This window comes from Mycoplasma sp. AC157 (genome assembly GCF_054343415.1).
Genome location: NZ_JBTGVE010000023.1, coordinates 1 through 15,030, shown reverse-complemented (window position 1 = coordinate 15,030; position 15,030 = coordinate 1). Strand labels below are relative to the sequence as shown.

Below are 15,030 nucleotides of genomic sequence, written 5' to 3'. Positions count from 1 at the left end.
TCATTAAATTAACACATATTTATAAAAAGTGACATTTTATATCTGTAATTACATATAGATAAATTAAGAGACATTAAGGAAGAAAAGGAAATTTCGAATTCTTCTATTGAAACAAAATTTTGATGAAATGTTTTAGTAGTTTCAGATGAAACATTATTTAACGATAGACTTAAAGGCATATTTAACACTTTAGTAAAAGTTGGTAATGAAAAACGATTTTATGAAGACTTTGTATTAGAATTTTTATATAAAGAAATCGATAATGATGATATGGAAAAAATAATTTCTGACATAAAAAACATAACGGGGATAGAAGATTATTTATCTATTTTATATGAAGTTATAGATAATTATGAAAAAAATATTGTAAGATATGAAGACAACTCTTTAGATGAAGCAATTAAAAAAATTTCTAATTATTCAACCAAAAGTGAATTTGAAGTCATTAAAACAAGTGTTAAAGATATTTTTACTTCGCAAGAATTAAAATATATTTTACCTTTATATCAAAGAACTTATTCTTGAGATTCTAATATTATAATTGGACTTTTTGAATCTATTTATAATGATTTTATTAATACTAAGCAAAGAAAAAATGATTTCAGTTTTCTAAATAATATAATTATTGTTCAAAATGCAACAACAAACTCTATTGTAGATGGTCAACAAAGAATGGTGTCTTTAATAATAATTATTATTTTATTATATAAATTTTCTAAAAATAAATTTTTTGAAAATGCTCAAGAAAAATTAATACACTTAATTCCTAAAATAAAAGAAATGATTACTGAGTTTGCAAAAGATGATAGTAATTATTTAAGTCTGCAAAATATTTTTAATTCTATAAAAAAAGATGCTCAATTACAAAAGGATAGATTTTACGAAAACTCTTTTGAAATAATAAACCTTATTGTTAAGAAATTTGATAAAAAAGACGAGGATTTTCTTTTAGATTTCATTGATTATATTTTAAATAAAACATTCTTAATTACTACATATATAAAAGTTATGGATGATGATTTTGTAACTAAAATTTTTCAAAATTTAAATCAATATAGCAAAAAATTAGGAGTGCTTGATTTACTAAGAAATAAAGTTTTTGATATATATCGTGATGAAAAAGAGAATAAGATAAAATTATATAATTTAACTGTTAATATTTATTTTAGACGAAAACAGAAAAACGTTTGAAATGAAGATCTCAAAAAAATTTCAAATTTTTTAGATGCAGTTTTTATAAAATATAGATTATTTGAAGAATTGGAAAGAACAAACAAAAAATTTTATGACGAAATAGCAAATTGTTATAATAAATTTGAAAATTTATTTGAATATTATAATAGTAATTTTGAATTTGAAGATAAATTGGAATTACTATGAAAAGATATAATTGAATTTGAATATTGTTCTACTGGACATTTTAATAAATTCTCTACTTTATTAAGTGATAGTGAAATTAAAGAAAATAATAAATATTTAAATAATTTTAATGCCATTTTAACAGAGTATGAGCAAAAAATTTATGACTACAAACAAGTTAATTTTCAAATTAATAATATTTCTAATTCTGGTTCTAAAACTATTTTTACTCAATTAATTTGATCATTAGCATATAACTTGCAATTATTTGAAAATGAAGAAAATACAGAAAAAATGGTTATTTTTAGTAAATATTTAGCTGAAATAGAAAAATTTTCAGCTTTATGAGAAATAAGATTTGCTGGACAATCGCTTTCTAGTTCCATAAAATTAATTTGTAAAAATGATTTATTAAATTCAGATTTTAATTTAATAAATGAATCAAAACTTTATGAACTTTTAGAAAGAATAATAGTTGATTTAACAAAATTATCACTTGTTGAAAAAATCAATGAATTATGAAAATATTTATATGAAAAACAAAATAGTAAAAGCGATAACAAACTATACAAAAACATTATTGCAAAAGTTATTTACAGCTTACAAAATTCAAAAACTCCAAAGAGTTTTACAGGTTTTAAATCACAAGAAGAAAAATATCAAAGTATCGATTTTATTCCTTATACATATGAACATAATTTTCCACAAAAATTAGATCAAAGTACATTGAAAAACTTACTTGAATTAGGAATAAACAGAGAACAAATAGAGAGAATAACTAATTTAATTGGTAATGGGTTTTTATTGTTAGGAAAAGATAACTCTAAATTTAGTAATAAAACAACGAAAAACTATAAAGAAAGCAACATTGAAAACAAAACTATTGAAGGTTTTCAAAATACAGATTTTTATCTACTTGATTTTGAACAAATGAAAACATCAAATTCTATAAAATGAACTAATAATAAAATTCAAATTTCAAAATTAGATAATTTAGACATTGATAAAATTTCAAGTAAAGATGAATTTTTAGAATTATTAAATCAAAGAGAAAAAAGAACAAAAGAAATCATTGAAGCTTACATTTCTATATTGTTTTATGAATAGAAATAGCGAATATTTGATTTAATCCTTTTAATATTTAATAAATACTAATAAAGTAACAAAAAAATATTAACTAAAAAACAAAAAAATTTTTGTAACAGTTGCTTTTAATAGAGAAATTCATAAATTCTTCTTAATTAAAAATAGTTTTTTAAACTTTTTAATAGTTTTATAACATAAATTGTTTATAATTTATAATAAATTAAAAGAAAAGGAGAAATATGAAAATAGCATTAACAGTAATTTTAGTAATAATTTCATTAGTTATAATGATAGTTTCTCTTTTAATGTCTCCTAACTCTAATGGTTTTTCAGGAGCACTTGTTGGTTCTTCAGATTTAGATTTATTTAAAGTTTCAAAAGAAAGAGGACTTAAAAAAGTACTAAAATGAACAATGTTTTCAATGGGTTTTGTTTTATTTTTAGTTTCTTTAGTCATTAGGTTGTTTTAAAAATGAAAACATTTAATTTAAAAGCAATACAATCATTAGTAACAAATAAATCTTTAACTTTTTTAGAATTAGTAAAAAAAATGCAAATAGATAGAAAATTAAATAAGGAATTTTCTATTTTTTTAAATAAATCAGTGCAAAATAATCATTTGTTTTGTAAGGATCAAAAATACTCTTATAAACATGAATTTAAAAAAATTGTAGGAGAATTTTCTTTAAATTCAAAAGGTTTTGGCTTTATAAAAGTTTCAGAAACCGAAGATTTCTTTGTTCCAAAAGTTTATACTTGCAACTCTTTGGACAAGGATTTGGTTGAAGCAACATGTTTTGAAGAAAAAGATGGGGAAATATGATGTGCAATTAACAAAGTGGTTGAAAGATCAAAAAGTTTTCACTATGGTTACATTAAAAAAAATGGTTCCTTTTTTGATTTTATTTCTTTAGATCCACGTTTAAAAGCAAGATTTAGATGAAAAAATAAATACGCTTTTAGTGAAAATGATTTAGTAAAAGTAAAAATAGTAGATATACAAGGTAATAATTTAGTTATTGACTTGATTAAAAACTATGGTGATTTAAATAAACCTTTTCAAGATATTGAGTTAAGTATAGAAAAAAGCGAACTACCACATATTTTTCCTGAAGATGTTTTATTAGCTGCTAAATTTTTACCACAAACAATTGATAATGAAGATATAAGTGACAGAATTGATTTAAGAAAAGAAATAATAGTGACAATTGATGGTGATGATACTAAAGATTTTGATGATGCTATTAGTGTAAAAAAACTTGAAAATGGAAACTATATTTTAGGAGTTCATATAGCTGATGTAAGTTATTATGTTAAAGAAAATGAAACAATAGATTTAGAAGCAAGAAAAAGAGGAACATCTATTTATTTAGCAGACAGAGTTATTCCAATGTTGCCTTTTGAACTTTCTAACGGTATTTGTTCTTTAAATCCTAATGTTGATAGATTCACTATTACAATGGAATGTGAAATTGATTCCAAAGGAAATAATGTATGAATGAAATTTTATCCATCCATAATTAACTCTTACAAAAGACTAACATACAAAGAAGTTAATGATTTTTATAATAAAAACAAAGAATTTGATAAAAACATTTCTGAGTTATTAACTAATGCTAAAAATTTAACAGAAATTATTCGAAAATATAAGGTAAAACAAGGATTTATAGATTTTGAATTCGAAGAATCAAAAGTAGTTTTAGATAAAAATGGAAAAACTGTTGATATAGTAGTTAGAGAAAGAAATGAAAGTGAAAACATGATAGAAGATTTCATGGTAAGAGCTAACGAAAATGTTGCAGAATTTATGACTAAAAAGAATTTTCCTTTTATTTATAGAATCCATCCAGCACCAGATGTTGAAAAAATAAATGCTTTTAACCATGTTTTAAAACTATTAAATATAAATGTAACTATTCCTTTAACAGAAGAACCGAAGGAATTTGCCAAAGCAATGGAAAAAATTAAAAAAATTAATTTTGATAACTTTATAAAAATTAATTTATTAAGAACTATGCAAAAAGCAATTTATTCAGAAAAAAATGTTGGTCATTTCGGACTTGCTTCAGAATATTATACACACTTCACAAGTCCTATTCGTAGATACCCAGATTTGATAGTTCATAGATTACTTAGAGAACTAGTATTTTTAAAAAATACAGAAAAAATCGAAGCATACAAAAATGAATTACAAGAAATTTCTTTAAAAAATTCTTTAAGTGAACAAAGCGCTATTTCTTTAGAAAGAGAAGTTCTTGGAATAAAAATGGCAGAATTTTATGAAGACAAAATCAATAATAAAGAATTTAAAGCACAAATAGTTTCAGTTAAAAAATTTGGTTTTTTTGTTGAATTAGAAACTGGAGCAAGTGCATTAGTTCACGTTTCCGCTTTACCTGGGGAAGGATTTGAAGTTGATGAAAATGAGTTATTTTTATCTAATCAAAAAATAACATATAAAGTTGGTGATTTTGTAAATATAAAAATAGAATCTGTTTCTAAATTTGAAGGAAAAATAAACGCAATTTTAGCATAGTTTTATACTATGCTTTTATTTTGAAATTTTTGTAAAAAATCCTTTTATACCTATAAATCCTTTATAAAAGTATTTTTTTTAAAAAAAATATAGCAGAGATTTAAAAAAATGTAAAATTTATGTTATGAAAAGTAAGGAATTTTGAAAAGTTTTTTTATTTATTATTAAATGTACTTTTATTGGTTTTGGTGGCGGAAATGCACTAATGCCAATAATAAAAAAATATGCAGTTGATCAATATGGATGAATAACTGAAAAAGAATTTAATGATGGAATTGTTGCTGTTAATTTAATTCCTGGGCCAGCGGTTATAGAAATGTTATCTTATATTTCCATAGTAAAACTAGGTAAAATAAAAGGAATGATAGTTACACTTTTAGCAATAATGCCACACGTTATTATGGCAATGCTTCTTTATTTTTTAACAACATTTTTACCTAATAAATACTTATATGTAATTAATGCAGCAGTTATTCCTGTATTAATTGGAACAATAATAGCATTTGCTTATAGATATTTAAAAACAAGTTTTAAAACATTAAGCTTACCAATTTGAATTCCACTTTTTATACTAACATTATCATTTTGTTTGTTTGCTCCAAGTCCTTTTAATATACCAGCAATTCCTTTAGTATTAGTTATTTTTATAGTATTTATAGTTGAATTTATTAGAGTTAAAAAGGGGAAAAAATAATGATTTTAGCTATTTTAGCTTGTTTTTTAGGAGTACTAATAATAGGTTTAATTGTTTTTGGTGGTGGTCAAGTTTTCATACCTATTTTTGAAAATTTTTGAAATTTTTTATCAAATACATTCAATCTAGAAATTACAAAAGATCAAATTGATACAGTTATAACCATTTCTAATTCTACTCCCGGTGTAGTTTCTACCAAATTTGCAGCATTTACTGGTATTTTAGTTTCAAACGGACAATGATGAGGATGAATAATAAGTTTTTTTACATATTTAATTTTTTGTCTTCCTTCTATATTTTTAATGATTTTATCTGTAAAATTAATAAAAAATACAGAAAAAAATAAATATTTATCTAAAGTTATAAAATATTTAAATCCAGTTTTAGCAGGAATTTTATTTGCTCTTGCTATTCAATTATTTATAAGCATTACATTTCCAAATATTTATTTTAATGATACTAATTTAAGATATTTTGGTGTAAAATCAACAGAAAAAAGTTCGTTTTTTAGTGGATGAAGGTTTATAGCATTAATAATTTATTCTATATTTTTTATAATTATTTCTATAGTGTGAAATATAAAGAAAAAACCCGTATTTTTATTAATTTTAATTTCTATAATAACTGCATTTATTGTTTTTGAACCTTGATTGTAAAGGAGAAAAGTGTTAACAAAAGTAAAAAAAGTTACAACTAAACCTGGAGTTTATTTTTGAAAAAATGAAAAAAATGAAATCATATATATAGGTAAAGCTAAGAATTTGAGAAACAGAATGATGCAATACTTTAAAGGTAGCATCAATTCTCGTTATACTTATAAAATGGTAGAAGAAATCAGGGATTTTGAAATCATTGAAACTAATAGCGAAAAAGATTCTTTAATTTTAGAAACCAGATTAATTAATGAAAAAAAACCAAAATATAATATTCTTTTAAAAAATAATAAAAAATATCCTTATTTAGTAGTTAAAAAAGATAAAAAAATCTCTATTTTAAGAGAAAATAACTTTAAAGAAGGAAAGAATTTATATCACTTTGGACCACTTCCACCTAGTTACGGTTTTAGAGAAATTCAAAATCTAATTGAAAAAATGTTTTTATATAAAGATGGACTTAAAATAAAAGAAGATCAATGAAATGAAGAATCTCTAAACTCTACTTTTTTTCAAATAAAAAAGTTATTATCAAACAAAATGTCCTTTTTTATAAAGGAATTAAAAGAGAAATATGAAATTTATAAGTTTGATGATGTAAAGTTAGAATTAGCTTTAGAAATTAAAAAATTTATAGATAAATTAGAGAAAAATCTTAATGAGAAACAGACTATAGAATTAAATATCGAATACGATGTTGATATTTTTGATATTCAAGAAACTGAAAAATTCTTTTTTACTACAATTTTTATTTATCGTGCAGGATCTTTGTTAAGCATTATAGATGATAAATTTGACAAAAATACAGATAAAAACCTTTTTATAGCAAATTTTATTAATGAGTATTATAAAGAAAATATAATTCCTAAAAAAATAGTTTTAGGTGCTAATTTTTCAAATATAGATTTTAATTTAATTAATTTGGATAAAAAAATCCAAATAGCAAAAAAAGGACAATTTAAATTAGCTTGTGAAAATGCAGAATCTCACAATAAAAATAGAATATCTAAAATCGATGAAATTAAAAATCAAAATCAAGATTTTATTATTTTAGAATTAAAAGAGAAATTACAATTACAAAAATTAGAAAATTTTATTATTATTGATAATTCTTTTGAATTAGATAAAGTTCCAGTCACTTCTATTCTTTATTATAATAAGACTGAAAACATTGAAGATCTAAACTTTTTCTATGTTCATAAAAATAGTAAATCAAACTCTGATGTCGATTTTATGAAACAAGGTTTTCAAAAATATTTAGAAAAATTTTCTCATTTAGAACTAGATTTAATTTTAGTTGATGGTTTCCAAAATCAAATTTCAGCAATAGATAAAATTCTATTTAAAAACTCTTTATCTATACAAGTTTTTGGTCTTAAAAAAGATGAACATCATAGAACAAAATACTTAGTAGATTATAAAGATAATCAAATAAATGTAAGTGAACACTTATTTCTTTTTCTTTCTAAAATACAGGAAAAAGTAGACAAAACTGCAAAAAATTACAGAAACGCAATAAAGTTAAAAAAATTCAATTAAAGCTATTTATAGATAAAAATGTATAAGATTTTTATACATTTTCTTTATTTTTTTAATTTTATTTTTTTCTTATGGTATTATTTTTGCAACTCAAGGAGGTAATATGAAAAAGAAAACAAAAATCATATTAGGAGCTTCTGCAGGGTTGACATTATCTGTAGCAGTTATAACAATACCGAGCGTTTTATATGTTCAACAAAACTTAAATAAATCTGATAATAGTAATAACTCACAAAAAACTAAGATTACTAATAATGATCAAAAAGATTTATTAAAAGACAATATTAATTATTTAGCTATTGGAGATTCCATTAGTGCCGGTTTCAATAGTGAATACGGTTTTGAAATTGCAGGAGATTTAAAAAATAATCAAATTGAAGGATTAAGTTTTCCTGCTTTTTTAGCAAATTATATAAACAAATTAAAACCAAATGCAATACACCAGTTTAATAACTATGCTTTATCAGGTACAAGAATAGTAGATTGATTATATTTACTAGATGCACCTAATGCAAACTATAATCTTAAAGCAGAAAAAGGTTATTTTCAATTTCTTTTATCTTGAGATGATGACTCTCTAAATCCATTTAGACATAGAATAAAAGAGGCTTTTGGTGATTTTCAAAAAGAAAATTTAGAAAATTTAAAAAATAAAATAAAGGAATCTAATCTTATAACAATAAGTTTAGGGGCTAATGATTTATTTGGTTCTTTAAATTTTAATAACTTAGAAAAGTTATTTAATAAAGAAACTCAAAAAGAAGCAATTTTTAATTTAAAACAAGATTTAGAAAGAATTTCTAAAGAAAATTATGTAAATTTAAATAAATTAGTCTCTAAAATAAAGGAAATAAACAGTAAAACAGAAATTGTACTTGTTGGTTATCCAATGCCTTTATTGAGACTATTAAATATAATTGATCATTTTTTTAGTTCAATAGCACAGGAAAAAGTTAATTTAAGTAACCAAATTTTAGATTCCATTAATGCAGTCTCTAAAAAAGTAGCAATTGAAACTAAAATTAATTATATTGAAACTTTTGATGAAGATGATTGAAAATCTAATAATGATAAATGAGCAAAATCTATTTTTGATATTCATCCAACAGAATTAGGATATAAAAAAATGGCTCAAGATATTATTTTAAAATTATCTCTAAATGACATAGATAAAAACTATAGTTTAGTTAAGAATTGAGATGAAAACTATATAGATAAAGATAAAAATGCTTTTCATAAAATTTTTGATTTTTCAAAAAATAACGAAGAGATAGTTAAAATAATTTCAAATTCCAAACTATTTAATGATGAGATTTTAGAAAAATCAAATTATCAAACAGAATTAAATAAAGAAAAAAGCAAACTCTTTTCAATGAAAAGAATAGTCTTAAATTGAATTAATGCAAATCACCATTTAACTAATCAAATAATAAATTCGTTTATTTCTAAAATAAAGGAAAAATACGGAATAAATGATGAAATTGTAGAACTTTTTAATGAAAAAACAGAAGAAAATAAAACATTTATATTTAAATTAATGGAAGAGTTTTTAAGAACCGATTTTATAGATGTTGTAATTTTAAAACTACAAAAATATTTTGATGAAAATGATTTAGATTTAAATGGCATAGAAGGTACACAAATAATAACTTCTAAATTGTTATTAGAAGAATTAAAAACAATATTTAAAGATCAAAAATTTATTTTAAGAATTTTAAAACAATTTTTAAAATCTGATTTTGCTATAAAAAATAAGAATAAATTAACTGCATTAACTAATTTTGCAACAACCTTTATTTTAGAAAATCTGGACAAGTTAAACTTAGTAAATTTAAAAGAAAATAAAGCAACAATTTTAACTTTAACAAAGGAAAAATCCTTTATTAAAGTAATTTCAGATATATTAAATGATTTTATTATAAATGAAAATCATTATGATTCAATTAATGATTTTAATTCTTTATTTGTAGTTTATTTAGAAAACCATAAAGAAGAATTCAAAACCAATTTAATAAATTTTATTAAATCCTTAAAAAACAATGAAACCATTTTAAATGTTATATCTAATACTATAGAACAAAAACTAAATTTAGAAAATCCTCAAGAAAACAAGGAAAATATTTTACCTTTTATAACTGATTTAATAGGTTCTGTCGATAAAATTGATTTAGTTTTACAAAATATTGATAAATTAATAGATTCTTTTGTTAAAGGAGAGTTGAGTTTTAATAACTTTTCTTTTGAAAAAGTAATTAGTATTTTGGATTTCAATTCACTAACTGGTGATTTAACTAAATTAGCAGATTTTTTTAAATTAATAGAAACTGGCGATATTTCAATAGAAAATTTTGTTAACTTTTTCAATGTAATAATAGAAAATTCTCCATTTAGCAACACCGAAAACTTAACAAAAGAAAAGAATCTATTCTTTTATTATTTAAATAATATAAATAATGATCCTGACACAAAAAAAAGAACAAGTTTAAGTATAAGTGATATTACTAAATTAAGCGGTGATTCTTTAGTTTCAAAAATTACTTTAATTTCAACAAAAGCATTTGAAAAATATAAAGAGTTTAAAAAGACTCATCCAAATGTTAATGAATTGGACAATCCATATAGAAAATTTCTATATAGATTTTCAGGATTAATTTTATGATATGCATATGAAACTTATGCAAGAGAAAGTTCTGTCCGCGGTATTATTTACTATTCTTTTTCACCATTCAATATAGAAAAAAGCATATATAATTCCTTAGCAGGAAAATCAAAAGAGCAACAATCATTAATAACTTCAATATTTGGCAATAGATATTCATCATTTTTTGGTGATTCAGCAAAATCAATTCATAACAACGATTTAATGAAAATGATTTATTATAATACTGAAGCTAACAAGCACAATATTAAATGAAGAGAAAATCTATTTAAATTTATTAAACAAGGAAAACCAGATTTAAACAAATAGTTTGCTTATACAAGTAAAAAAAATAAAAAAATTATTGACTATTTTTAAAATTGTGGTAATATATATACAAGCGACCATAGCAAAGGGGATCACCTGATACCATTCCGAACTCAGTAGTTAAGACCTTTTACGCCGAAGATACCAGAGATGGGAAAATAGGGAGTTGCTGCTTTTTTTTTGCTTTTTTATAGATATAAAGGAGGTTTTATGTCATTTACTCATGAAATAAAAATGGAATTAATTGAAAACAAGATGAAAGAAAAGCAATTTAAAAGCTTCTTAAAAGGTTTAATCTTTACAAATTGTCAATTTAATAATAATGATTTAGAAGTTGTTATAAAAATTAATAGAGCAGATATTTCTATGAAAATAAAGGAAAAATTAGATAAATTTAAGATTAAATTTTATCGTTCAATTAAAAATAAAAACTGAATAATCATTTTAAAAAAAGATATTGATTTAGAATTAGTTATTAATGAACCAGCTTTCTTTTTTGCAGGAACATTTTTGGGTGGTGGTACTATTTCTGGCATAGATTCTACTTCTTATCATCTTGAAATAAGTTATTTTGAAGAGAAAATAGGTAATTTAATGATTGAAAAATTAAATAACTATGAATTTAATTTTATTTCTAAAAAAAGAAAAAATAAATTTTTTATTTATGAAAAGAAAGTAAATAATATTTTGGACTTTTTAAGTGCAATTAGAGCAAACACTAGTTTTTTAAAATTTTTCAATTTGAAAAATGAAAGAGATATTGAAAATAACGCAAATAGACTTGCTAATTTAGACTTTCATAATCAACAAAGACTTGTAAATGCTTCTCAAAGAGATATAAAAAATTATTTATTTTTAAAAGAAAATAATTTGGTAGATCAACTCACTGATGATCAAGTGATTTTTTTTGAAATAAGAGTAAAATTCCCGTATTTACATTTAAATGAAATAGTGGAAATTTTAAAAGAAGAGCATAATATAATAAAAACTAAAGGTGGCTTAAATCATTGATCGATAAAATTAGCTCAAATCGTGTCTAAATATAAAGCAAAATAATATTTTTATAAAAAAGTCAAAAATAATATATAATAAATTTGTTATATAAACTTAGGAAGGGTATGAAAATGAGCAAATCAAGTTCAATTATTATGTTCTGAAATAACTCAATTGAAATTTATGCAATTGCTTTTTTTCATACCTTTTTTAAGTAAGAGAATAAAATTATTTTAAAAATAATGAATAAAACAAACTCTTACTTTTAAAAAAGTAGGAGTTTTTCTCTTTTATATAATAAAAAATAATAAGGAGATTTTATGCAAGAAAAATCAGTAAGAAAAATTGGCTTATTTGTTTCATTGATGTTGCTTATTGGTTCTGTTGTGGGAATAGGAATATTCTTCAAAAACGCATCAGTAGCTAAAGCAACCGGAAATAATGGATTAGCTTGATTATTGAGTTGAATTATTGGTGGAGTTATTTCACTTGGTGCAGCTCTTAGTTTTTCTGAAATAGGAAGTTTCAGAAAAACTAAATTAACAGGTTTATCTAGTTGAGCTTATAAAATTTATGGTGTAAAAGCAGGGTATGGAGTATCATTTTTATATTCACTTTTTTATTATGGGTTATTAACTAGTGTTTTAGGTATTTTTGGATCAGAAATATTTTTCTTTTTCTTATCAGGAATAACAAGTTTGGAGTTTGGTAAAATTCCATTTTGAGTAATTGTTGTAGTAGGTTTATTATTCTCTGTTCTATTTTTAGCTTTAAATCATTTATCTATTAGAACAAGCGGAATAATACAAACAGTAGTAACATTTACAAAATTTATTCCTTTAATAGTTGCTGTTGTTGTGGGAATTGCATTTTTTGACACCCATAATTCAGAAGGTGGAGTAAATGCGTTTTTAGATTTTGAAGGGAAAGCACCTTTTGGATTAAAAGGAATGATTGTCGCAATTCCTGCAGTTCTCTTTTCTTATGATGCTTTTTTAGTTGCCGGTTCTGTAAGAAACAAAATGAAAAATGCATCTAAAAATTTACCTTTTGTAATTTTATTTGGAATGACTCTTATAGTTATTTTATATACTTTAATTGCTGTGTCATCCATTTTACATAATAGCGGTATTGTTTGAACAGTTTTAGCAGATACATTACCAAAAACTGTATCTAAATATATTATTCCATCTGTAGTGTTCTTTATTTTAATATCAACTTTTGGAGTAATAAACGGAATAACATTAGCATTTATTAGTGAAACATATAGTGCAATTGATTTAAATTTATTTTTTGGTTCATATGCACTAAAAAGAAAAATAGGTGCTAAAAAAACAGAATTAATATACAATGCAATCATTTTAACTTTTTGAGCTATCTTGATTTTAGTACCTTCAGTGGTTTTAAAAATGGATAGTTGAATAGATGGAGCAACAAATTATCCTACAGTTTTCTTTTTTGGTATATATGGATTTGTAATTGGTTCATATTTAATAAAAAGAAATAAAATTACAGAAACTAAGAAATTAAATAGTTATTTATTTTATACATTTTCTGTAATTTCTGTTGTAGGTATTGCTTTTGTAGAAGTAGTTTATTTATATACAATTTTTTCAGATTTATTTAACCCTGATTTTAAATCTTCATGAGGTTTATTTAGAGACAATGGAAATTTAATATATAAATGAGTTCCTGTTTTAGTTTATTTCTTATTTTTAGGATTCTGTATTGGTTCTTTATATTTAAATATTTTCTTAGAGAAAAAAGTTTTCAAAAGAAATATTTTAGAAGAAATGAAGTTAAAATTACAAGAATATGAAGCAGAAAATTAATCGGTTACAAACCGATTTTTTTCTTATATTTAGTCATTTTTATAATATTTTTGAAATATTTATAATAAAAGTGTAAAATTTTTATATTATGCCAGAATTACCAGAAGTTAGAGTCGTAAGACAAGAATTAAATAAATATGTTCAAAATAAAAAAATTGAGAATATTCATATTTTTAGAGATTCATTTATAAAGGAAATTTCCGTAGAAAAGTTTAAAGAAGCATTGATTGGGCAAACAATTTTAGAAGTAACTAATGAAGGAAAATTCCTTGTATTTCATTTAACTAATGACAATATCATTTTAAGTCATTTGAGAATGGAAGGAAAATATAATTATTTTGAACCAGCCAAAATAAGATTAAAACATGATTATGTTCTTTTTGAATTTAGTGATAATAGTAATTTACACTACAATGATACAAGAACATTTGGAACTTTCCACTTAAGAACAAAGAAAAACTATTTAACAACAAATCCACTTGCTAAATTAGCTAAAATACCTGCACAAACAAATCTAGAAGAATTTTTTAATAAATTAAAATCTAGAAAAAAAGCAGTTAAAACTTCTTTATTAGATCAAACTCTTGTTTTAGGATTAGGAAATATTTATGTAGATGAAGTACTATTTGCAACTAAAATTCATCCAGAAACTCCTAGTAATTTAATTTCCAAAAAACAAGCTAAAGAAATTTTAGAAGTAGCTACAGATATTTTAGATCGCTCCACTGAATTAGGCGGAAGTAGTATAAATTCTTACACATCATTAAACAAGAAAAAAGGTTCTTTCCAAAACTTTTTACAAGTTCACACTAAAAAAGGATTACCTTGCCCTATCTGTCAAAATGAAATTTTAAAAATAAAAGTAAATGGTAGAGGAACCTATTACTGTAAGGAATGTCAAAAATAAATGAATAATTGAAGTTATGAAAAAACAATTGATTTGCACGGATTAACTACATCAGAAGCAGAAATAGTATTATCAAATGCCATTTTTGAATTTAATAATTCAAATCAATATGACAGTTTAAATATAATTGTAGGAAGAGGTACAGGAACATTAAAAGTTTTTGTTAGAAGTTTTCTTGAAAGAGAAAATCTCTTTTTTACAGAAGGTGAAATAAACTTTTCAGTGTTCAAAAAAGAATTTTAAAAGCAAGCTATAAAGCTTGCTTTTTTGGTCAAATTAATGATTGGAGCGAGTGAAGGGAATCGAACCCTCATAGTCAGCTTGGAAGGCTGAAGTTCTGCCATTAAACTACACTCGCGAGATACTTTATTATTATAAACTATTTTTTGTAAAAATCAAGAATTTTTATAGAAATTTATTAAAACAGAAATAAAATGTCACCCCCCATTCCCAATATAAAATGTCA

11 protein-coding genes, 1 tRNA gene and 1 rRNA gene are annotated in these 15,030 nt (G+C 22.7%); 12 read left to right on the top strand and 1 reads right to left on the bottom strand.

What is annotated here, in order from left to right:
* The first annotated feature begins 270 nt into the window (after nucleotides 1–270).
* The 12 genes from ACXX84_RS03580 (at nucleotide 271) to ACXX84_RS03525 (ending at nucleotide 14,807) form a co-directional block, all read left to right on the top strand.
* Nucleotides 271–2,466: a DUF262 domain-containing protein gene (locus ACXX84_RS03580; RefSeq protein ID WP_458572915.1), complete on the top strand. Its 2,196-nt coding sequence runs from the start codon at nucleotides 271–273 to the stop codon at nucleotides 2,464–2,466.
* A gap of 218 nt (nucleotides 2,467–2,684) precedes the next feature.
* Nucleotides 2,685–2,915 carry a preprotein translocase subunit SecG gene (gene secG / locus ACXX84_RS03575; protein ID WP_458572914.1) on the top strand — a complete coding sequence of 77 codons (231 nt, stop codon included), beginning with the start codon at nucleotides 2,685–2,687 and terminating at the stop codon, nucleotides 2,913–2,915.
* A 2-nt stretch (nucleotides 2,916–2,917) separates the two neighbouring features.
* On the top strand, nucleotides 2,918–4,981 hold the full coding sequence (gene rnr / locus ACXX84_RS03570; protein ID WP_458572913.1) for a ribonuclease R: 2,064 nt from the start codon (nucleotides 2,918–2,920) through the stop codon (nucleotides 4,979–4,981).
* A 124-nt stretch (nucleotides 4,982–5,105) separates the two neighbouring features.
* A complete protein-coding gene (locus ACXX84_RS03565) occupies nucleotides 5,106–5,675 on the top strand; it encodes a chromate transporter (protein WP_436358673.1) in 570 nt (189 codons plus the stop codon).
* Nucleotides 5,675–6,331, top strand: coding sequence for a chromate transporter (locus ACXX84_RS03560; protein WP_436358672.1), 657 nt, complete (start codon nucleotides 5,675–5,677; stop codon nucleotides 6,329–6,331). Before ACXX84_RS03565 ends, ACXX84_RS03560 begins: the two co-directional genes overlap by 1 nt.
* Before the next feature lie 9 nt (nucleotides 6,332–6,340).
* The gene (locus ACXX84_RS03555) at nucleotides 6,341–7,867 is read left to right on the top strand and encodes a GIY-YIG nuclease family protein (protein WP_436358671.1); all 1,527 of its coding nucleotides are present in this window, start codon (nucleotides 6,341–6,343) and stop codon (nucleotides 7,865–7,867) included.
* 103 nt (nucleotides 7,868–7,970) lie between these two features.
* Entirely contained in the window at nucleotides 7,971–10,835 is a 2,865-nt protein-coding gene (locus tag ACXX84_RS03550; RefSeq protein ID WP_436358670.1) for an SGNH/GDSL hydrolase family protein, read from the top strand.
* A gap of 66 nt (nucleotides 10,836–10,901) precedes the next feature.
* Nucleotides 10,902–11,007, top strand: a 5S ribosomal RNA gene (gene rrf / locus ACXX84_RS03545).
* A gap of 35 nt (nucleotides 11,008–11,042) precedes the next feature.
* Nucleotides 11,043–11,888 carry a DNA-binding protein WhiA gene (whiA, locus tag ACXX84_RS03540; protein ID WP_436358669.1) on the top strand — a complete coding sequence of 282 codons (846 nt, stop codon included), beginning with the start codon at nucleotides 11,043–11,045 and terminating at the stop codon, nucleotides 11,886–11,888.
* Nucleotides 11,889–12,145: 257 nt separating this feature from the next.
* Nucleotides 12,146–13,657, top strand: coding sequence for an APC family permease (locus tag ACXX84_RS03535; protein WP_458560386.1), 1,512 nt, complete (start codon nucleotides 12,146–12,148; stop codon nucleotides 13,655–13,657).
* A gap of 88 nt (nucleotides 13,658–13,745) precedes the next feature.
* The gene (gene mutM, locus ACXX84_RS03530; protein ID WP_436358667.1) at nucleotides 13,746–14,564 is read left to right on the top strand and encodes a DNA-formamidopyrimidine glycosylase; all 819 of its coding nucleotides are present in this window, start codon (nucleotides 13,746–13,748) and stop codon (nucleotides 14,562–14,564) included.
* Nucleotides 14,565–14,807, top strand: coding sequence for a Smr/MutS family protein (locus ACXX84_RS03525; protein WP_436358666.1), 243 nt, complete (start codon nucleotides 14,565–14,567; stop codon nucleotides 14,805–14,807).
* A 41-nt stretch (nucleotides 14,808–14,848) separates the two neighbouring features.
* On the opposite strand, the gene ACXX84_RS03520 is transcribed toward ACXX84_RS03525, so the two are convergent.
* A tRNA-Gly gene (locus ACXX84_RS03520) sits at nucleotides 14,849–14,922 on the bottom strand.
* Between the last annotated feature and the right edge of the window lie 108 nt (nucleotides 14,923–15,030).